General features: G+C 67.9%; 15 protein-coding genes. 6 read left to right on the top strand and 9 right to left on the bottom strand.

Annotation, left to right across the window (positions count from 1 at the left end):
* The coding region (locus Q0Z44_RS07275; protein WP_298011477.1) for an FAD-dependent monooxygenase at positions 1 to 1,154 on the bottom strand (1,154 nt) is incomplete at its 3' end.
* Positions 1,155 to 1,517: 363 nt separating this feature from the next.
* On the opposite strand from Q0Z44_RS07275, the gene ychF reads away from it, so the two are divergent.
* The 3 genes from ychF (at position 1,518) to Q0Z44_RS07260 (ending at position 5,038) form a co-directional block, all read left to right on the top strand.
* A complete protein-coding gene (gene ychF, locus Q0Z44_RS07270) occupies positions 1,518 to 2,612 on the top strand; it encodes a redox-regulated ATPase YchF (RefSeq protein ID WP_298011476.1) in 1,095 nt (364 codons plus the stop codon).
* Positions 2,613 to 2,770: 158 nt separating this feature from the next.
* Positions 2,771 to 4,318: a methyl-accepting chemotaxis protein gene (locus Q0Z44_RS07265; RefSeq protein WP_298011475.1), complete on the top strand. Its 1,548-nt coding sequence runs from the start codon at positions 2,771 to 2,773 to the stop codon at positions 4,316 to 4,318.
* 93 nt (positions 4,319 to 4,411) lie between these two features.
* Positions 4,412 to 5,038, top strand: a complete 627-nt coding sequence (locus tag Q0Z44_RS07260) for a chemotaxis protein CheW (RefSeq protein ID WP_298011474.1) — start codon at positions 4,412 to 4,414, stop codon at positions 5,036 to 5,038.
* A gap of 76 nt (positions 5,039 to 5,114) precedes the next feature.
* Here the strand turns inward: Q0Z44_RS07260 and Q0Z44_RS07255 are convergent, their stop codons facing one another.
* A complete protein-coding gene (locus Q0Z44_RS07255) occupies positions 5,115 to 7,742 on the bottom strand; it encodes an FtsX-like permease family protein (RefSeq protein ID WP_298011473.1) in 2,628 nt (875 codons plus the stop codon).
* A 68-nt stretch (positions 7,743 to 7,810) separates the two neighbouring features.
* On the opposite strand from Q0Z44_RS07255, the gene Q0Z44_RS07250 reads away from it, so the two are divergent.
* Positions 7,811 to 8,539: a YoaK family protein gene (locus tag Q0Z44_RS07250; protein ID WP_298011472.1), complete on the top strand. Its 729-nt coding sequence runs from the start codon at positions 7,811 to 7,813 to the stop codon at positions 8,537 to 8,539.
* Between the two features lies 1 nt (position 8,540).
* Here Q0Z44_RS07250 and Q0Z44_RS07245 read toward each other — a convergent pair whose 3' ends face one another.
* Complete coding sequence (locus Q0Z44_RS07245) at positions 8,541 to 9,596, bottom strand: adenosine deaminase (protein WP_298011470.1); 1,056 nt, start codon at positions 9,594 to 9,596, stop codon at positions 8,541 to 8,543.
* A 215-nt stretch (positions 9,597 to 9,811) separates the two neighbouring features.
* Between Q0Z44_RS07245 and Q0Z44_RS07240 the strand changes: the two genes are divergently transcribed.
* Positions 9,812 to 10,531, top strand: a complete 720-nt coding sequence (locus Q0Z44_RS07240) for a hypothetical protein (RefSeq protein WP_298011469.1) — start codon at positions 9,812 to 9,814, stop codon at positions 10,529 to 10,531.
* On the opposite strand, the gene Q0Z44_RS07235 is transcribed toward Q0Z44_RS07240, so the two are convergent.
* Genes Q0Z44_RS07235 through Q0Z44_RS07210 form a run of 6 tightly spaced genes read right to left on the bottom strand, consistent with a single transcriptional unit; the run spans position 10,520 to position 17,718 of the window.
* Positions 10,520 to 11,683, bottom strand: coding sequence for a BMP family ABC transporter substrate-binding protein (locus Q0Z44_RS07235; RefSeq protein WP_298011467.1), 1,164 nt, complete (start codon positions 11,681 to 11,683; stop codon positions 10,520 to 10,522). The two genes, Q0Z44_RS07240 and Q0Z44_RS07235, sit on opposite strands and share 12 nt — an antisense overlap.
* Positions 11,684 to 11,742: 59 nt before the next feature.
* A complete protein-coding gene (locus Q0Z44_RS07230) occupies positions 11,743 to 12,678 on the bottom strand; it encodes an ABC transporter permease (protein WP_298011466.1) in 936 nt (311 codons plus the stop codon).
* Entirely contained in the window at positions 12,675 to 13,736 is a 1,062-nt protein-coding gene (locus Q0Z44_RS07225) for an ABC transporter permease (protein ID WP_298011465.1), read from the bottom strand. The genes Q0Z44_RS07230 and Q0Z44_RS07225 overlap by 4 nt, the downstream gene beginning before the upstream one ends.
* Entirely contained in the window at positions 13,723 to 15,273 is a 1,551-nt protein-coding gene (locus Q0Z44_RS07220; RefSeq protein ID WP_298011464.1) for an ABC transporter ATP-binding protein, read from the bottom strand. The genes Q0Z44_RS07225 and Q0Z44_RS07220 overlap by 14 nt, the downstream gene beginning before the upstream one ends.
* A gap of 38 nt (positions 15,274 to 15,311) precedes the next feature.
* Complete coding sequence (guaD, locus tag Q0Z44_RS07215; RefSeq protein WP_298011462.1) at positions 15,312 to 16,667, bottom strand: guanine deaminase; 1,356 nt, start codon at positions 16,665 to 16,667, stop codon at positions 15,312 to 15,314.
* Positions 16,668 to 16,692: 25 nt separating this feature from the next.
* On the bottom strand, positions 16,693 to 17,718 hold the full coding sequence (locus Q0Z44_RS07210) for a LysR family transcriptional regulator (protein WP_298011461.1): 1,026 nt from the start codon (positions 17,716 to 17,718) through the stop codon (positions 16,693 to 16,695).
* Positions 17,719 to 17,846: 128 nt separating this feature from the next.
* On the opposite strand from Q0Z44_RS07210, the gene xdhA reads away from it, so the two are divergent.
* Complete coding sequence (xdhA, locus tag Q0Z44_RS07205) at positions 17,847 to 19,376, top strand: xanthine dehydrogenase small subunit (protein ID WP_298011460.1); 1,530 nt, start codon at positions 17,847 to 17,849, stop codon at positions 19,374 to 19,376.
* Positions 19,377 to 19,386: the final 10 nt, after the last annotated feature.

Raw genomic sequence — 19,386 nt, 5'->3', positions numbered from 1 at the left:
GCGTCAAGCGCCCGACCCACCAGCCAGTGTTTCAGGGGGCCCATGCCCTCCACCACCCGCATGCCTACATTGCGCGCGGCCTTCAGCGGCGCGCGGTCATCGGCAAACAGGTGCAGCAGGCCATCGGTCAGGGTCGACATCGCGACGGTGGGCCACTGCCGCTGGCGCACATAGCGCCGCAGTGTCCGTTCGTCCCCGGCGTGGCGCCAGGGTTCCGCGGCACGCGCATCGCGCAGCACCGAGACCAGGGTGTCCACATCGGCCAGCCCGAGGTTGAGGCCCTGCCCGGCCAGCGGATGCACCTGGTGGGCTGCGTCGCCCAGCAGCACCCAGCCAGGGCCGCTCCAGCGTTGCGCGCGGGCCAGGGCCAGCGGCCAGGCTGCCACTTCGGACGAGAGCGTCAGTGTACCGACCTGTTCAGCGCCTTCCGGGTCGCTCTCGCGCAGAGCCTGGGCCAGCGTCGCTTCAAACTCGGTGGGCGACAGGGCCATGAGCTGCTCGGCGCGCTCGCGCGGCACCGACCAGACCAGCCCGTACGAGGCGCCCGGCTGCGGGTCCTGGAAAGGCAACAACGCGAGGATGTCAGGCGATCGGAACCACTGGCGCGCCAGGCCGTGATGCGGCACGCTGGCCTTCAGCCGGGCGGCCACGCCCCAATGGCCATAGTCACGCCGCTCAAAACCCACGCCCAGTGCAGCGCGGGTGTCGGAATGCTTGCCTTCGCAGATGGCCAGCAGGTGTGCGGGCACCGGCGGCGTCGTGCCTTGCAAAGCAGGCACGACCTCGACGCGCGGCGCAAAACGCAGCGCTTCGCCGAGCAGGCGCTCGAGGGCCGCCGCATCCACGATCCACGCGAGCTCGCTGACATGCTGAGCCCAGCTGGAAAACCGCAGCAGGCCTTCACCATCGCCACGGATGGCCATGTCCGTGACGGGTGTGGCGTGAACTTTCAGAGAAGGCCAGACGCGAAGGCGCTCGAGCAGGCTCACCGCGCGCGCATTGAGCGCGTAGGTCCGCACATCGGGGCGAGGGTTCGCCGGAGGCGGCGCCTTGGCCCAGGCCACACGCCAACCTTCCGCCGACAGCGCCAGGGCCAGGCTCATCGCCACGGCACCCGAGCCACTGACACACACATCAAACACACCATCCACCATGGAAAACCCGCCATCAAATGCGCCCCTCGCCGCCTGTGCAATACAGCGCGGTCAAAGGCATCCCGTAATCTAATACGGGATTCACGCAAAACAAGATCATGGGGTGGGAATGTGGGATCTGCGATCCGCAGGGATGGACCGAGCGTCTCCGGAAGGGGATTCGGCGCGGTCGTTGATCGAGCGCAAGACGTGATGCCTGCCTGGCCGCCGGCATGAACGGGGCGATGATGAAGCCAGGGGGGCTGCAACCGCGCGCGCCGGGCCCCGGGTAAAATGCGGGTTTCGGGCTGCGTGCCGTTCACGCGGGCTGCGCTGCCTGAAGGCGGCTCCCAGCAGGCCCTCCCATCACTTCCAGGAATATCCATGAGCCTCAAGTGCGGCATCGTGGGCCTGCCCAATGTGGGCAAGTCCACCCTGTTCAATGCCCTGACCAAGGCCGGCATCGCGGCTGAGAACTACCCCTTCTGCACGATCGAGCCCAATGTGGGCGTGGTCGAGGTGCCGGATCCACGCCTGCAGGCCCTCGCGGAGATCGTCCAGCCCGAGCGCATCCTGCCGGCCATCGTCGAGTTCGTGGACATCGCGGGCCTCGTGGCGGGTGCCTCGCAGGGCGAAGGCCTGGGCAACCAGTTTCTCAGCCACATCCGCGAGACCGACGCCATCGTCAACGTGGTGCGCTGCTTCGAGGACGACAACGTGATTCACGTGGCCGGCAAGGTCGACCCGATCGCCGACATCGAGGTCATCCAGACCGAGCTGTGCCTGGCCGACCTGGGCACCGTGGAGAAAAGCCTGCACCGCTACAACAAGGCGGCCCGCTCGGGCAACGACAAGGAGGCCGCGGCCCTCGTGAAGGTGCTGGAGAAGTGCCAGGCCGCGCTCGACCAGGCGAAGCCGGTCCGCTCGATCGACTTCAGCAAGGAAGAACTCGTCATCCTGAAGCCGCTGTGCCTGATCACGGCCAAGCCCGCCATGTTCGTGGGCAACGTGTCGGAGACCGGCTTCGAGAACAACCCGCTGCTGGACCGCCTTCGCGAGTACGCCGCCGCCCAGAAGGGTGAGGTCGTGGCCATCTGCGCCAAGACCGAGGCCGAGCTGTCGGAAATGGACGACGAAGACCGTGCCATGTTCCTGGCCGAGATGGGCCAGAGCGAACCGGGCCTGAACCGGCTGATCCGCGCGGCCTTCAAGCTGCTGGGCCTGCAGACGTACTTCACGGCCGGCGTGAAGGAAGTGCGTGCCTGGACGATCCACATCGGCGACACCGCCCCGCAGGCCGCGGGCGTGATCCACACGGATTTCGAGCGCGGCTTCATCCGCGCCCAGACGATTTCGTTCGAGGACTACATCCAGTACAAGGGTGAAGCCGGTGCCAAGGACGCGGGCAAGATGCGCGCGGAAGGCAAGGACTACGTGGTCAAGGATGGCGACGTGTTGAACTTCCTGTTCAACGTCTGACGGGTGCTGCGGCCTTGTGCCGCGTCAACCCCGTGACACAAGGCGACTTCGGTCGCCTTTTTTATTGCTTAAGCGCGGCCGAGTCCTGCCGATACAAAGCTGATTCAGGTGAAACCCTGACCCTGGTTGAACAAGAGCGAGTAGCAGTAATGTCCTTGATGACGCAAATGCGGCGCTTCACCATCCGAACCCGGATGCGTGGGGCGATTGCGGTGGTGATGGTTCTGCTGGCCACCGTGGGTGGCGCCGGGCTGTATGGCATGGTGTTCACGCAGCAGGCGCTCGATGCCTTCCGCCATCACGCCTATGAAGAGCTTCGTTCCCTGAATCACCTGTCTCAGCAGCTGAGCGCCGTGCGACGCCATGAAAACACCATGGTGATGCAGGCCGGGCAGGCCGAGGCCGTGGGCGCGGCCGCCGAGCAGTGGCGACGCCGCGTGACCGACGTGCGAGAAGCCGCGCAGGCCATGCTGGCCGGCGAAGAAGACGCGGACAATGCGCTGGTGCGCGACCTGCTGACCCAGCTGCAAGCCTACGAGCAAGGCGTCGCTGGCGCCACGCCCAGGCTGGCCAGTGGCGAGCTGACCGGAGCGCAGGCGCAGGAAACCCTCGCCCCTGTGCTGAGCGGACTGCAGCGCCTGGAAGAGATCGGCGTTCGCCTTGACCAGTCGTTGCAGGCGGAAGCCAAGGCTTCGGCAGAGGCACAGCAGGAGGTGACCCAGCGCACGCGCCTGCTCTTCGGGCTGGCCGTCGTGGTGGCCCTGCTGATCGTGGCCCCGACGACCGTGCTGAACGAGCACGCCATCACGACCCCGCTGCGCCGTGCTGTGGATGTGGCCAACGGCATCGCCGCAGGTCGCCTCCAGCAGGAGATCCGCACCGGAGGTCAGGACGAAACGGCGGACCTGATGAGGGCCCTCCAGGCCATGCAGGCCGCCCTGCGCAGCATGGTGGCCGAGGTCCGTAGCTCGGCCGATTCGATCTCGGTGGCCTCGTCGCAGATTGCCAGCGGCAACATGGACCTCTCCAGCCGCACCGAGAACACCGCCACCAGCCTGCAGGAAACCGCCAGCTCGGTCGAGCAGCTCACCGCCAACGTACGGCAGAGCGCCGAATCGGCCAACGCAGCCAACGCGCTGGCCCAGGGTGCAGCCCGCGCCGCCGAGCGGGGCGGTCGCATCGTCGGCGAGGTGGTGACGAACATGGGCGAGATCGGTGCCACCAGCCGCCGCATCAACGACATCACCGGCGTCATCGACAGCATCGCGTTCCAGACCAACATCCTGGCGCTCAATGCGGCCGTGGAAGCCGCCCGCGCGGGCGAACAGGGCCGCGGCTTTGCCGTGGTGGCCGCCGAAGTGCGCTCGCTGGCACAGCGTTCGGCCACGGCCGCGCGCGAGATCAAGCAGCTGATCACGACCTCGGGCGACACGGTGGCCTCCGGCACGCGCCTGGTGGAAGAAGCCGGTGCGGCGATGCAGGAAATCCAGTCGTCCGTGCAGAAGGTGTTCGAGACGATCACCGAGATCAGCCGGGCCTCTTCGGAGCAGAGCACGGGCATCGGGCAGGTGAACCAGGCCGTCAACGGGCTTGACCAGATGACGCAGCAGAACGCGGCGCTGGTGGAGCAGTCGGCTGCTGCAGCATCCAGCCTGGAGGATCAGGCCCAGAAGCTGACCCGCTCGATGGCGGCATTCCAGATCTGACTCCGATCGGCGCGAGCACAGGCCTTCAGTTTCCGGCGGGGCGTCCGATATCCCCCGTAACGCCCCGCATCAGGGGCACGGTGTGCGCCCCGCATGGCGCAGGACGAAATCGAGAGGCTGTTCATGGACACCCTGCAAGCCACCGCCCCCCTGGGCACCGCGACCACCCGTGCCGAGGGCAGCACGCCCGCGCCGGGTCTCGCGCTGCGTAACAAGCCGAGCGTGGCTGGCCAGGTCCGCCACGTGGCCGCCGGCCGGGAATACCTGACCTTCCGCCTGGGCAGCGAGGAATACGGCATCGACATCCTGAAGGTGCAGGAGATCCGCTCGTACGAGCCGCCCACGAAGATCGCCAACGCCCCGGCTTATCTGAAGGGCGTGGTGAACCTGCGCGGCGTGATCGTGCCCATCGTCGACCTGCGCGTGAAGTTCAACTGCCTCAATGACGAGGGCCAGGCCGAGATCAACAGCTTCACCGTCGTGATCGTGCTGAACGTGCGCGGCCGCGTGGTGGGCGCGGTGGTGGATTCGGTGAGCGACGTGATGCAACTGGCCGAGCAGATGATCCAGCCGGCGCCGGAGATGAGCAATGCCGTGGTGGACACCACCTACATCACCGGCATCGCAAATGTGAGCGACCGCCTGCTGATCCTGATGGACATCGAGTCGCTGATGAGCAGCGCCGAGATGGGCCTGATCAACAGCCTCAGCAACCACTGAGGCAAGTCGGCTGCGGGCTGACCCGCAGCGGAGGGCGCAAAGGGCAGTGTGGCGGTTTCCCGCCCCTGCCCTTTTCTCATTCGGCCTGACGCAGCGTGAGGGCCACCGGCCGGTGCACGACGCCGCGGAGGCTCCACCAGCCGGCCAGCCAAGCCAGCAGCGCGCCACAAGCCGCCCCCGGGAGCACGGCCCACCACGGGGCGCTCCACACGAAGTCGAACACGCGCGACGCCAGGATCCAGCCGATCACCAGCGCGGCCGTCGCCGCCAGCCCGCCCGCCAGCGCCCCGGTCGCCAGCAACTCCAGGCGCTGCACCCGCCCGATCACCGCCTGCGTGGCCCCGAGCGAGCGCCAGATCGCCCAGTCGCGGGCGCGCCGCTCCCGCGAGGTCAGCAAGCCGGTCATCAGCACGACCAGCCCTGCGGCCAGCGTGAACAGGAAGAGAAACTCGACCGCGGTGATGACCTGCTCGAGCACGCCCTGCAGTTGCGCCAGTGTGGCCGACACGTCCACCACCGTCACGTTGGGGAAGCGCTGGACCAGCAGGCGGTCGACCTCGCCCGAGGCCGGCGCCTTGAACGAGGTGATGTAGGTGTCGGGCCACGTCGGCTTGTCGGCCTGGGGCGCCATCACAAAGAAGTTGACGCGCATGGACGACCAGTCGACCTTGCGCAGGCTGGTGATGCGGCCCTCCTCCATCTGCCCGGCCATGTCGAAGCGGAGCCGGTCGCCCAGCTTCAGCCCCAGGGTCTGGGCCAGGCCCTCTTCGACGCTGAAGGCCCCTGGCTCTTCCGGCGTGTAGCGGCCGGCCACCACCTCGTTGTGGCGAGGCGCGGCAGCCGCGTGGCTGAGGTTGAACTCCCGGTCCAGCAGGCGCTGGGCGCGGTCGTCCTCGTAAGACTGAGGGCGCACGGGCTGTCCGTTGATGGCCACCAGGCGCGCCCGGGCCATCGGATACCAGTCGAAACGCGCCACACCCGCCGCCTTCAGTGCGGTCCGGAACGAGGCCACTTGATCCGGCTGGATGTTGATGACGAAACGGTCCGGCGCATCGGCGGGGGTGGCCTGCCGCCAGCTGGCAATCAGGTCGGTGCGGATCAGCACCAACAGCATCAGCGCGAGCAGGCCGAGCCCGAGCGCACAGACCTGCACCACCGTCTGCAGCGGCTGCGCAGTGAGCTGGCGAGCCACCAGTGTCCAGGCCAGCGGCAAACGTGGGCCCAGTCGCGCGGCCAGCGTGCGCAAGGCCCATACCGCGCCCAGCGACACCACCGCGAACACCAGCACCGCCCCGGCAAAGCCACCCAAGGCGATGCCGCCCAGGCGTGCATCGCCCGCGACCAGCATGAGCAGGCCCAGCAGCGCACCGCCGCCCAGCAACCACACCAGGGCCGAGCCCATCTTGATGCCGCCCAAGTCACGGCGCAGCACACGCAGCGGCGGCACGCGCGCCAACTGCAGCACCGGCGGCAGCCCGAAACCCAGCGTGAGCAGCACGCCCACCCCCAGCCCCAGCGCGTACGGTGGCCAGCCCGCTGCCGGTAACGCCACGCCGACCAGATCGGCCAGCAGCGCCACGAACACGAGGTGACACAGCCAGCCCGCCAGCAGGCCGAGCGCACTGGCCAGCACGCCCACCGCCGCAAACTGCAGGGCATACGTCCAGGCCATGGTGCGTTGGGAGACGCCCAGCACGCGCATCAGTGCGCAGTCGTCGAGGCGGCGCTGAGCAAAATCCCGCGAAACGAGCGCGACGGCCACGGCGGACAGCAGCCCGGCCAGCAAGGCCACCAGCCGCAGGAAGAGCCCCGCACGGTCGAGGGTGGCGCGCATCTCGGGGCGGCCCTGGTCCAGGCTGTCGACCCGCACGCCTCGGGCGGCCTCGGCTGTCTGGCGGGCGGTGATGGTGAACTGCGAAAGCGCGTTGGCCTCGCTGCCTGCTGGGCGGGGCAGTTTGTCGGACGCAGGCTGCGCCGCAGCGACCGGAAGGGCGTCGCCTTTGCGCGCCGGGCCGGCGACCAGCAGGCGCCACGTGACGCGGCTGGCGGGCTGCACGAGTTGCGTGGCCGCCAGGTCGGCCATGCGGATCATCACCCGCGGCGAAAAACCGAGAAAGCCCGCGCCACGGTCGGGCTCGGACTGGATGACGCCGGACACGGTGAACAGGGCGTCGCCCAGCCACAGGCCCTGCCCCACGGAAAGATCGAGTGCCGCAAGCACGCTGCGCTCGACCCACACTTCCCGCGGTCCCGGCCCGCCCGCCGGTGCGGGGCGGGCATCGCGCCAACCGCCCGCGGTCGTGGGCGTGGCGAGGGTCAGCCGACCTCGCAGTGGATAGGCCGGCTCCACGGCCTTGAGGGTGATCAGCCTCGTTCGGCCGCCCAGTTCATCGGGCGCACGCGCCATGCTGGGGAAGACGGCCGTGCGTGTCTGGCGCAGACCCAGGTCTTGCGCCGCCGTGCGCAATGACTCCGGCACGGGCTGGTCGGCCACCACGACCACATCCGCCCCCAGTAACTGCGCCGCATCGCGGTTCAGGCCGCCTTCGATGCGGTCGGCGAAGAAAGCCACGGCACTGAGGGCCGCCACGGCCAGCACCACGGCCACCAGCAGAAAGCGCATGCTGGCGGCGCGCAGGTCACGGCGGGTCTGAACAAGAGCCCAACGCCAGGCGGCGGGCGACAGGACAGGGGCAATCGTCATGCGTTGGGGCTTGAAATTGGCGCGATGATTCAGAGGTATACCACCGGTGTCATCCCCTGCTGTCTGCCATGCCCATTGCCTACCTGCGCGCCCTCACTGCCCCGGAGCGCACGCGCCGCACCAATCTGCATCTGGGCATCTCGCTGGCCTTCATTGCCGGCGCGATCAATGCGGGAGGCTTTCTGGCCACCGAGCGCTACACCTCGCACGTGACCGGGCTGGTGTCCAGCATGGCCGACGATATGGCGCTGGGTGAATGGGCGCTGGCCGCAACCGGCGTGGTGGCGCTGCTGGCGTTTCTGGGCGGGGCGGCGCTGTCGGCCATCCAGATCAACTGGGCGCGGCGCAACGGCTCACGCCACGTGTGTGCCCTGCCCTTGCTGACCGAGGCCGCGCTGTTGCTGGGCTTTGGCGTGCTGGGCAGCCTGCACCACATCATCGGTACGCAGTTGCTGGTGACGGTCGGCCTGCTGTGCTTCGTGATGGGGCTGCAGAACGCCATGATCACGAAGATCTCGCACGCCGAGATCCGCACCACGCACCTCACGGGGCTGGTGACCGACATGGGCATCGAGGTGGGCAAGCTGCTGTACTGGAACGCCGGCGGGCCTGGCGAAGCCCGTGTGGAAGCCAACCAGGCGCGCCTGAAGCTGCAGGGCAGCCTGGTGCTGGCGTTCTTCGTCGGCGGCGTCGCCGGGGCGCTGGGGTTCAAGCACCTGGGCTACGCCTTGACAGTGCCCCTGGCCATTGGCCTGGCGGCCCTGTCGTCGGTGCAGTTGCTGCCGCCGCGGGACTGATTCAGGCGGCGAAACGGGCGAAGGTGTCGTCGAGCTGGCGGATCCAGCCCGCTTTCACCTCGTCGGACACGAAGCTGGCTTCCAGGCTGTTGCGGGCCAGCGTGTAAGCATGGCCGGCGTCGAGGTCGAGCCCCTCGAAGGTGGCGAGGAAGTTGGTGTGAAGGTAGCCGCCGAAGTAGGCCGGGTCGTCCGAGTTGATGGTGACTTTCAGGCCCTGCTCCAGCAGCGTCTTCAGGTTGTGCTGCTCCATCTTGTCGAACACACAGAGCTTGATGTTGGACAGCGGACACACCGTGAGGGCCGTGCCCTGCTCGGCCAGACGCTTCACCAGCGCGGGGTCTTCCACGCAACGCACGCCGTGGTCGATGCGCTCGACATGCAGGATGTCCAGCGCATTGGTGATGTACTGCGCCGGGCCTTCCTCGCCGGCATGGGCGACCAGGTGCAGACCCAGTTCGCGGCAGCGCGCAAACACGCGCGCGAACTTTTCGGGCGGATGACCGCGCTCGCTCGAGTCGAGCCCGACACCGATGAAGAGGTTGCGGTAAGGCAAGGCCTCTTCCAGCGTCTTCAGGGCGTCTTCCTCGCTCAGGTGGCGCAGGAAGCACATGATGAGCGAAGCACTCACGCCCAGCTCGGTGCGCGCCTGTTCGCACGCGCGGGTCAGGCCCTTGATGACCACCTCGAACGGGACGCCGCGCTCGGTGTGCGTCTGCGGGTCGAAGAACAGTTCGGTGTGGACGACGCCGTCTTCCTTGGCCCGGAGCAAGTAGGCCCAGGCCATGTCGAAAAAGTCGGCTTCTTTCAGCAGCACCGAGGCGCCGGCGTAGTAGATGTCGAGAAAGCTCTGCAGGTCGGTGAAGGCATAGGCCGCACGCAGCGCCTCGACGCTCGGATAGTTCAGTTGCACGCCATTGCGTTGCGCCAGCGAGAAGATCAGCTCGGGCTCGAGCGAGCCTTCAATGTGCATGTGCAACTCGGCCTTGGGCATGGCCTTCAGCAGGGCGGGCAGCGCCTCCCGCTTGATGCGGAAAGTGGGAAGAGGATGGACGTTCATGGCAGGCAGACAGGAAGAGAGGTCACGGGATGACAGGACACGATGATGCCAGCGCCGCGCCGCCTCGGGGCAAACAGCAGACCCGATGGCAGTGACAGACGAACGGCGCCCCTACCCCTAGGGGCGAGCGATTGCGACCGGGAGAAGCGACCGATAGGGTGGCCAGGCTGTGTGCCGTACCCATCCACCGGTCGTACCACCGAAAGGGCCTTTCCATGCTCCGCCTTGCGCTCACCGCCACCGCACTTGCCGCCGCTTCTGCCGTGCACGCTGCACCCATCAGCATCGACTACCGGGTCGACTACCAGCGTGCGTTCGAGCACCTGACGGCCACCACCACGGACCTGTCCGGCCAGTCGGCCACAGGCCGCATCACCTTCGACACGGCCAACCTGCTGGCGTCGACCTCGGACGGCATCAGCCAGACGCTGGTGTATGCCAGCGACACCACTCTCGCGCCATACAGCCCGTTTCCTGTGCCGCCGTCGAACACGGGCGACACGCTCACCTTCACGTTCTTCCTGACAGGCGCCCTGGCTGGCACGGTCTCGGTGCAAAGTGGGGTGGCAACCGCATGGACGACGCCACCGGGGCAGGACCACGAACGCGCTCAGACGCTGAACTTCAGCAGCACCTTCGGTGCGTTGAATCCGGCTGCGCCCACGACCGCCGAACTGGTGAGCGTGCTGCAGGGTGCCGCCGGCACCCCGGGCTCCGCGTTCGGGCTGTACCGGCTCAGTTCGCTGGACACCGGCACGATTTCCTACACCGACCTGCTGGGCACCGCCACGGTCGTCAATGTGTCGGCCATTCCGGAAGCCGACACGCTGAGCCTCAGCGTGGCCGGTCTGGCTTGTGTGGTGTCCCTGGCACGGCGCCGCCGCGCGGCCGAGGCCGATGGGCCACGGCGCCGTCGCCTGGCTTTACTTGCCTGACGGGATCGAACCTTCCACGCCCTTGACGTAGAAGTTGATGCCACCCAGGAACTTGTCGTCTGCGACGGTGTCCTTGGCGACCATCTCCTTGCCGTCCTGGGCGACGATCGGCCCCTTCCAGATGGAGAAGCTGCCATCCTTCAGACCGGCTTTCACGGTGTCGACCTTGGCCTTCACTTCGGCCGGCACGGCGTCGGACACCGACACCAGGTCGATGGCGCCTTCCTTCACGCCCCACCAGACGCCACCGGTCTGCCAGGTGCCTTCCAGGGCGTCCTTCGTGGCCTTAACGTAGTACGGGCCCCAGTTGATCACGGCCGAGGCCAGGTGCGACTTCGGACCGAACTTGCTCATGTCCGAATCCCAGCCGAAGGCGTACTTGCCCGCCTTTTCGGCCGTCTGCAGCACGGCGGCCGAGTCGGTGTTCTGGAACAGCACGTCGGCGCCCTGGTTCAGCAGGCTCTGCGCGCCTTCGGTTTCCTTAGGGGGATCGAACCAGGCGTTCACCCAGACCACCTTGGTCTTGACCTTGGGGTTGACGCTCTGTGCGCCGAGCGTGAAGGCGTTGATGTTGCGGATGACTTCGGGGATGGGGATCGAGCCCACGACGCCCAGCGTGTTGGACTTGGTCATCGAGCCGGCGATCACCCCCGCCATGTAGGCGCCCTCGTACGTGCGCGAGTCGTACGTGCGCATGTTCGGGGCGGTCTTGAAGCCGGTGGCGTGCTCGAACTTCACGCTGGGGTTGTCGGCGGCGACCTTCAGCATGGGCTCCATGTAGCCGAAGGTGGTGCCGAACACCAGGATGTTGCCCTGGCCGACGAGGTCGCGGATCACGCGCTCGGCTTCGGGGCCCTCGGGCACCTTCTCGACGAAGCTGGTCTTGACCTTGTCGCCGAATTCCTTTTCGATGGCCAGACGGCCCTGATCGTGAGCGTAGGTCCAGCCGGCGTCACCCACCGGGCCGACGTAGGCGAAGGCGATCTTCAGCGGGCCGACCGCTGCAGCAGCCGATGCGGCAGCAGAGGCCTCGGAGGCGGCCGGGGTGGCGGCCTCCTCCTTCTTGCCGCACCCCACCAGGGCGGCGGTGGCGGCCAGGGAAGCCCAGCCTGCCAGCTTCAGCAAGGAACGCTTGGACAAATTCGAGGACATGTCATCTCCAGGGTTGAGAACTGCTTGAATCCACGGACATCAGCAACGATCATGCCGAGTCACGCGCCGGGATGGAAGGGTTTGCCGAGCGAGGCCGGCATGTTGATGCGAATCCACGTCGGGTTGCGCGAGATCAGCACCAGCACCACGATGGTGGCCAGGTATGGCAGCATGGTGAGGAACTGGCTGGGGATCTGCACCCCCTGCCCCTGCAGCTGGAACTGCAGCATCGTCACACCACCGAACAGGTAGGCGCCCAGCAGCACACGGCCGGGCCGCCAGGTGGCAAACGTGGTGAGTGCCAGCGCGATCCAGCCCTTGCCCGCCACCATGCCCTCCACCCACAGCGGGGTGTAAGCCAGCGAGATGTAGGCACCGGCCACGCCGCACAGCGCGCCACCGGTCATCACGGCCAGCAGGCGGATCGGGCGGACGCGATAACCCAGCGCGTGGGCCGACTCGGGCGACTCGCCCACGGCGCGCAGCACCAGCCCCCCGCGCGAGCGCATCAGGAACCAGGCCAGGCCGATGGCGAGCGCGATGGTGATGTAGACGAGCGGGTGCTGTCGGAACAGCGCGGGCCCCACAAAGGGCAGATCGGCCAGACCGGGGATGGCGAAATGCGGCCGCTCGGGCAGACGCTGCTGGGTGTAGGTGATGCCGACGAAGGCGCTGAGGCCGGCACCAAAAAGGCTCAGTGCCAGGCCGGTGGCGTACTGGTTGGTGTTGAGCCAGATGACCAGCACGCCAAAGGCGCCGGCCATCAGCGCGCCGGCCGCGGCACCGGCGGCAAAGCCCAGCCAGTCGCTGCCGGTGTTGACACCCGTGGCAAAGCCCGCGATGGCGGCCACCAGCATCATGCCTTCGGCGCCCAGGTTCAGCACACCGGCCCGTTCGTTGATCAAGAGGCCGAGCGAGGCGAGCGCCACCACGGTGCCCGCGTTCAGCGTGGCGGCCAGCAACAGGGCCAGCGATTCAGGGGTCAGTCCGGTCATTTGGTGCTCACCCAGCGCAGGCGTTGGTGGATGAAGGTGTCGCAAGCCAGCAGCGCAAACAGCAGCAGGCCCTGGAAGACGCCGGTCAGGGCCTTGGGCCGCCCCAGGCGCGACTGGGCGAGCTCGCCGCCGATGTAGAACATGCTCATCAGCACGGCCGAGAACACGATGCCGATCGGGTTCAGCCGGCCGACAAAGGCGACGATGATGGCCGCGAAGCCGTAGCCCAGCGGCACATAGGGTGTGAGCTGCCCTTGCGGCCCGGCCACATCCAGCGCCCCGGCCAGCCCGGCCATGCCACCCGACAGCAGCAGCGCCGTCCACAAGGCCCGGCGGCTGGAAAAACCGGCATAGCGCGCGGCCGCCGGGGCCAGCCCGCCCACCTGCAGCTGAAAGCCCGCGTAGGTGCGGTACAGGAAGATGGCGAAGCCCGCCACCGCCGCCAGGGCGATGAAAACGCCAATGTTCATCCGAAAGCCGGTGATGAGCTTGGGCACCCGCGTGGCCTCGAGGAAGGTGATGGTCTGCGGGAAGTTGTAGCCCGCCGGATCCTTCCAGGGCCCGTAGACGAGGTAGCTGAGCAGCATCTCGGCCACGTAGACCAGCATCAGGCTCACCAGGATCTCGTTGGCATGGAAGCGGTCACGCAGCAAGGCCACGATGGCCGCCCACAGCATGCCGCCCAGCACGCCGGCCAGCAGCACGGCCCCGACGATCCAGCGGCCGGTCTCGGGCGTGGCGTGCATCGCGACGCCGCCCGCACAGATGGCACCCAGCACGAACTGCCCCTCGGCGCCGATGTTCCACAGGTTGGCACGAAAGCAGACTGCGAGCCCCAGCGCGATCAGGATCAGGGGCGTGGCCTTGAGGCTCAGCTCGGCCAGGGCGTAACCGCTCTTGAGCGGCTCGACGAAGAACATCTGCAGGCCAGCGAGCGGGTCCTTGCCCAGCGCGGCAAACAGCATCACGCCCACCACCACGGTGATGGCCAGCGCGATCAAGGGCGAGGCGATCGTGAGCGCCTTCGACGGCGCCGGGCGGGGTTCAAGCTTGAACATGCGCGCCCCCCAGGTTGCCCGCGGCCGGCGTCGGCGCCGAGGTCGATTCCCACAGGCCACTCATCCACGCACCAATCTGTTCCACCGTGGCCTCGGCGGTCGGGATGGACGGCGACAGCCGCCCTTGCGCCATCACCATCAGGCGGTCGCTCACTTCGAACAATTCGTCCAGCTCCTCGCTGACCACGAGCACGGCACAGCCGGCATCGCGCAGCTTCAACAACTCGCCGCGGATCTGCGCCGCGGCCCCCACATCGACCCCCCAGGTCGGCTGAGACACCAGCAACACCTTGGGCAAGGCGTCGATCTCTCGGCCCATGATGAACTTCTGCAGGTTGCCGCCCGACAGGCTGCGCGCGAGCGCGTGCGGCCCTGCTGCCTTCACGTTGAAGCGCTGGATCAACTCCTGCGCCATCCCCACGATGCCGGCGGAACGCAGCCAGCCGCCCGGACCGACGGCGTCGGTGCGGGTCAGCAGCGTGTTCTGGGCGAGCGACAACGTGGGCACGGCGCCACGGCCCAGCCGCTCTTCCGGCACGCTGTGCAGGCCCTGCTCACGGCGCTGGCGCGGCGACGCGCGGCTGATGTCACGGCCGAACAGCGTCACGCTGCCCGGCGCGGCACGGGGGTCTTCGCCGCTCAGCACGGCCATCAAGGCCTGCTGACCGTTGCCCGATACGCCCGCAATGCCGACGATCTCGCCGGCACGCAGCGAGAAGCCGACCTGGCGCAGGTCGGTGCCGAACGGATCCGGGCTGCCGACGTTCAGGCCCTTGACGCTGAGCGCCACGTCGCCCAGCACCGGGGCGCTGCGCTGCAGTTCGGGCGGCTCGCTGCCTATCATCAGGCGCGACAGGCTGGCGTTGCTCTCGGCACGCGGGTCAACCTCGCCCGTGACCTTGCCGCCACGCAGCACGGTGCAGTGGTGGCACAGGTTGCGGATCTCGTCGAGCTTGTGGCTGATGTAGAGAATGGAGCAGCCTTCGGCCGCGAGCTGACGCAGGGTCACGAAAAGCTTGTCGACCGCCTGCGGCGTGAGCACCGATGTCGGCTCGTCCAGGATCAGCAACTGCGGCCGGGTCAGCAGCGCGCGCACGATCTCGACACGCTGCCGCTCGCCCACGGAGAGCGAATGCACGTGGCGCGCCGGGTCGACCTCCAGCCCGTATTCACGCGACACCGTGAGGATGCGCTCGGTGACCTCGGCCAGGCTCAGACTGCGATCCAGGCCAAGCCACACGTTCTCGGCGGCCGTCAGGGTGTCGAACAGCGAAAAATGCTGGAACACCATGCTGATGCCGAGCGCCCGCGCCTCTTGCGGCGAGCGCACCTGCACCGGCTGACCGTTGAACAGGATCTCGCCGGCATCGGGCTTGACCGCGCCGAAGATGATCTTCATCAGCGTGGACTTGCCGGCGCCGTTTTCGCCGAGCACCGCGTGGATCTCGCCGGGACGCACCTTCAGGCTGACCGCGTCATTGGCGCGCACGCCGGGGTACTGCTTGGTGATGTGCCGCAGTTCAAGTCGGAAGGACATGCTGGGGGATGAAATGGGGGGTGGCCCGGTACGGGCCATTACATGACGGATGCAGATTGGAACACCGTTTGGCCCGCCACCAGCGTGGCCGCGAGGTTCCGTTCGTCGCCGAGTGTCATCCAGGCGAACACCCGCTCGTGCAGTGACCCATGCGAGCCGCGTGCCAGGCTGTCCCGGTGATGCGCCACATCCCCGTGCGACCAGTTCCAGATCGCGAAATCCGCCATGTGTCCGGGTTCGATCTGGCCGATTTCGTGTGCCAGGCCCAGGGCCTCGGCCGAACCGAGCGTGGCCGCATGCAAGGCCTTCCAGGCGCTGAGGCGGGTGCCCTGCATCGCCTGGATCTTGTAGGCATCCGCCATGTTGCGCAGCATGCTCAGGCTTGTGCCGCCGCCCACGTCGCTGGCCAGGCTCACGTGCAGCCCTTCGCGCTGCGCCCGCGCCCAGTCGAACAGCCCGCTGCCCAGAAACAGGTTGGACGAGGGGCAATGCGCGATCTGAGCACCCCGCTCGCGCAGCACGGCATGGTCGCGGTCGTCGAGCCAGATGCCGTGTGCGAGCACCGAGCGCGGGCCGATCAGGCCGTCGCGGTCATACACGTCGAGGTAGCTGCGGGCATCGGGGAAGAGTTCGCTCACCCACTGCACCTCGCTGCGGTTTTCGGCCACGTGCGTCTGCATGTAGATGCCGGGCTGGCTGCGGCACAGCGCACCGGCCATCACCAGCTGCTCGGGGGTGCTGGTGGGCGCAAACCGGACGGTGACGGCATACGCCTGTCGACCGTTGCCATGCCAGCGGGCGATCAGGTCCAGGCAATCGCGCTCGGCCTGCTCGACGTCGTCCAGCAGACCCTCGGGCGCGTGGCGGTCCATCAGCACCTTGCCCGTGATCAGACGCATGTCGTGCGCGTCGGCTCGCTCGAACAGGGCGTCGGCGCTGACCTTGTGGACCGTGGGAAAGACGACGGCGCTGGTCGTACCATGGGCCCACAGCGCGTTCAGGAAGCGCTCGGCCCCGATGCGCGACACCTCGGGATCGGCATAGCGGCGCTCGGCCGGGAAGGTGTAGGTGTTGAGCCAGTCCAGCAGCTCGGTGCCAAAGCTCGCGATCACGTCCAGTTGCGGACAGTGGACATGGGTGTCGATGAAACCGGGCATCAGCAAACGGCCACGGTGATCCTGCTCGGGCGCGTCGCCCCACCCTGTCGGCAAGGCCTGGTCGGCGGGCTGGACGGCCACGATGCGGCCTGCGTCGATCAGCACGCGGTGGTCAGTCCGCCACCGCACGCCGGGGGCCTCGTGTGGCGCGGCAAAGCCGGGGTCGGCCGTGAAATCGAGCAGATCACCTCGGAGGACAAGGCGGCCGGGCGTGCCCGGGGTTGCGGGGAGGGTCATGTGGGGCGTGGGTTGGATGCCGGGCTCAGGCCACCCGGGCAGGAGATGACGGAGGAGCAGCGGGGCTGTCGGCCGCGTCGCGCACAGGAGGCCGCACCTGATGCAGCCCGCGCACCACGTCGCGCACCTGTTCGCGCAGCCAGCGGCTGGCGGCAGAGTGGTGCGTGAGGTCGTGCCACAGCTGGTAGTAATTCAAGGAGGGAAAGCTCACCGGGCAACGGATCAGACGCACCTTCAGGTCGCGTGCATAGCGCTCGCAGAAGCGCCGGCCCGTGGTGAGCACCAGCAGCGAGCCGGCCACCATGTAAGGCAGCTGGGCGAAATGCGGGTTGCGCACCACGATGTTGCGGCGCAGGCCCTGCATGGCCAGGTGCTCGTCGATGATGCCGACGGCACCCGGGTGCAACGGCGGTGGCGCAATGTGTTCGGCCGCCAGGTACTGCTCGACGGTCCAGGCCCGCTTGCCTTCCTTGGGCAGCCGCGCGGCCGGATGGTCTTCGGACACCAGGCAGACCACCTCGTCGGTCAGAAGCCGCCCGAGGTGCAGTTCATCCGATGGCTCAAGCCAGTTGCCGATGACCAGGTCTACCTCGCCACGCGCCAGGCTGCGCCGGTAGTCCAGATCCGACGTGAGCGGCACCACCTCGACGCGCACATGGGGCGCCAGACGGCGCAGGCGCAGCGTCAGTTCGGGCAGGAAACAAGGATCAAGGTAATCGGTGGCGGCGATGCGGAAGGTCAGCGTCGTGGTGGCCGGATCGAACTCGCGCACCGCGCTCTTGTGGCCGAACATGGCCTGCGCATGCTGCAGGATGGCCGATGCGGGCTCGAGCAGGCTCAACGCCACGTCGGTGGGCGCCATGCTCTGGCCGCAGCGCACCAGCAACGGGTCGCCCGTGAGCTCGCGCAGGCGGCGCAACTGCGCGCTGACCGCGGGCTGGCTGGATTGCAGGCGGATGGCCGCCCTCGACACGCTGCATTCGGTGATCACGGTGTGCAAGACCCGGATGAGAGACAGGTCGATCTTGTCGAAAAGCGCGCTCTTGCTCATACGCCGGCATGGATCCTTGCTATAAGCAGGATGGTATACCCCTTGCATCACCACGCGGTACCCTTTTGATGACTGAAGCACGCCCGTGTGCCGTGCCCTGCGCCGCCTGATGATTCCGGAGCCCTCGCATGAATGACCTTTCACCCCGGCCGATCCGCTTTGTGCACCAGGGCCAGATCCGTGAAGTGAGCGGGCTGCCGCCCACGACCACCGTGCTGCAATGGCTGCGCGAGCACGCCCACTGCACGGGCACCAAGGAAGGTTGCGCAGAGGGCGACTGCGGCGCCTGCACCGTGGTGGTGGCCGAAACCGACACGGCCACCGGCGAGCTGAAGCGCCGCACCGTCAACAGTTGCATCCAGTTCCTGCCGACGCTGGACGGCAAGGCGCTGCTGACGGTCGAGGATGTGAGCCGCAGCGCCGGACCGGATCGCCTGCACCCCTGCCAGGAAGCCATGGTCGCCTGTCATGGCTCGCAATGCGGGTTCTGTACGCCGGGCTTTGTCATGTCGCTGTGGCACAGCTACGAAATCCATGGCGAGCCATTGCCACGCCACGCCCTGGCCGATGCCCTTTCAGGCAATCTGTGCCGCTGCACCGGCTACCGTCCCATTCTCGACGCGGGCGAACAGATGTACCGGGCGCCCCGCGTGACGATGGACATGGCCCCCCTGCGCACGCTGCTGGAGGAGCTGCAGCGCACCGAAGCAGCCAGCCTCACTTACGAAGGCCCGAACGCTGCCCACCCCGGCGCGGTGCAGCGCTTTCACGCGCCGCGCACCCTGACCGAACTGGCCGCACTGCGAGCCGCGCTGCCGGACGCGCGCCTGCTGGCCGGCTGCACCGACGTGGGCCTGTGGGTCACCAAGCAGTTCCGCGATCTGGGCGAGGTGATCTACCTGGGCCGGGTGAGTGAACTGCAGCAGATCACGCAGAGCACCAGCCCGGGCGGCGTGCCGAGCCTGGAAATCGGCGCCGGCGCCACGCTGGAAGACGCGTGGCGCACCCTGAGCGATGCCGTGCCAGCCTTGCGTGAAGTGTGGCTGCGATTCGCCTCGCCCCCGGTACGACACGCCGGCACGCTGGGCGGCAACGTGGCCAACGGCTCGCCCATTGGCGACAGCAGCCCCATCCTGATGGCACTGGACGCCAGCGTGGTGCTGCGTCAAGGTGACACCACGCGCGAACTCCCGCTGCACGCCTTCTATCTGGACTACATGAAGAACGCCATGCAGCCGGGCGAATTCCTGCAGTCCATCCGGGTGCCCCTGCCCAACTCAGCGGGCGAGCGCCTGAGGGCCTACAAGATCGCCAAGCGCCGTGACAGCGACATCTCGGCCGTCTGCGCGGGGCTGTGGCTGGCTCTGGATGGCGACACCATCACGCAGGCCCGGCTGGGCTGGGGCGGCATGGCGGCCACCGCGCGGCGCGCCCCGGCCACCGAGGCCGCGCTCATCGGCCAACCGTGGACCGAGGCCACACTGCGCCGCGCGCAGGCCGCGCTGAAGCAGGACTTCCAGCCACTGAGCGACCTGCGCGCCACCGCCGACTACCGGCTGCGTGTGGCCACCAATCTGCTCGAGCGCTTCTGGCTCGAAACCCGCCCGGATGCCCCGCTTCCCGCCGCCCAGGTTCAGGTGTGGCCCGCCACCTGCTGACCCCGAAAGG

The organism is uncultured Aquabacterium sp., assembly GCF_947366995.1.
Lineage (GTDB): Bacteria > Pseudomonadota > Gammaproteobacteria > Burkholderiales > Burkholderiaceae_C > Aquabacterium.
The sequence above is the reverse complement of the archived record's forward strand: the minus strand, read 5'-3'. Positions and strand labels throughout refer to the sequence as shown.

Coding starts and splice junctions, on each gene's coding strand:
- Q0Z44_RS07240 (WP_298011469.1), top strand. CDS start 9,812: ATGCTCCGCCTTGCGCTCACCGCCACCGCACTTGCCGCCGCTTCTGCC.
- Q0Z44_RS07210 (WP_298011461.1), bottom strand. CDS start 17,718: ATGAGCAAGAGCGCGCTTTTCGACAAGATCGACCTGTCTCTCATCCGG.
- Q0Z44_RS07250 (WP_298011472.1), top strand. CDS start 7,811: ATGCCCATTGCCTACCTGCGCGCCCTCACTGCCCCGGAGCGCACGCGC.
- Q0Z44_RS07260 (WP_298011474.1), top strand. CDS start 4,412: ATGGCGCAGGACGAAATCGAGAGGCTGTTCATGGACACCCTGCAAGCC.
- Q0Z44_RS07225 (WP_298011465.1), bottom strand. CDS start 13,736: ATGTTCAAGCTTGAACCCCGCCCGGCGCCGTCGAAGGCGCTCACGATC.
- ychF (WP_298011476.1), top strand. CDS start 1,518: ATGAGCCTCAAGTGCGGCATCGTGGGCCTGCCCAATGTGGGCAAGTCC.
- guaD (WP_298011462.1), bottom strand. CDS start 16,667: ATGACCCTCCCCGCAACCCCGGGCACGCCCGGCCGCCTTGTCCTCCGA.
- xdhA (WP_298011460.1), top strand. CDS start 17,847: ATGAATGACCTTTCACCCCGGCCGATCCGCTTTGTGCACCAGGGCCAG.
- Q0Z44_RS07235 (WP_298011467.1), bottom strand. CDS start 11,683: ATGTCCTCGAATTTGTCCAAGCGTTCCTTGCTGAAGCTGGCAGGCTGG.
- Q0Z44_RS07230 (WP_298011466.1), bottom strand. CDS start 12,678: ATGACCGGACTGACCCCTGAATCGCTGGCCCTGTTGCTGGCCGCCACG.
- Q0Z44_RS07245 (WP_298011470.1), bottom strand. CDS start 9,596: ATGAACGTCCATCCTCTTCCCACTTTCCGCATCAAGCGGGAGGCGCTG.
- Q0Z44_RS07255 (WP_298011473.1), bottom strand. CDS start 7,742: ATGACGATTGCCCCTGTCCTGTCGCCCGCCGCCTGGCGTTGGGCTCTT.
- Q0Z44_RS07265 (WP_298011475.1), top strand. CDS start 2,771: ATGACGCAAATGCGGCGCTTCACCATCCGAACCCGGATGCGTGGGGCG.
- Q0Z44_RS07220 (WP_298011464.1), bottom strand. CDS start 15,273: ATGTCCTTCCGACTTGAACTGCGGCACATCACCAAGCAGTACCCCGGC.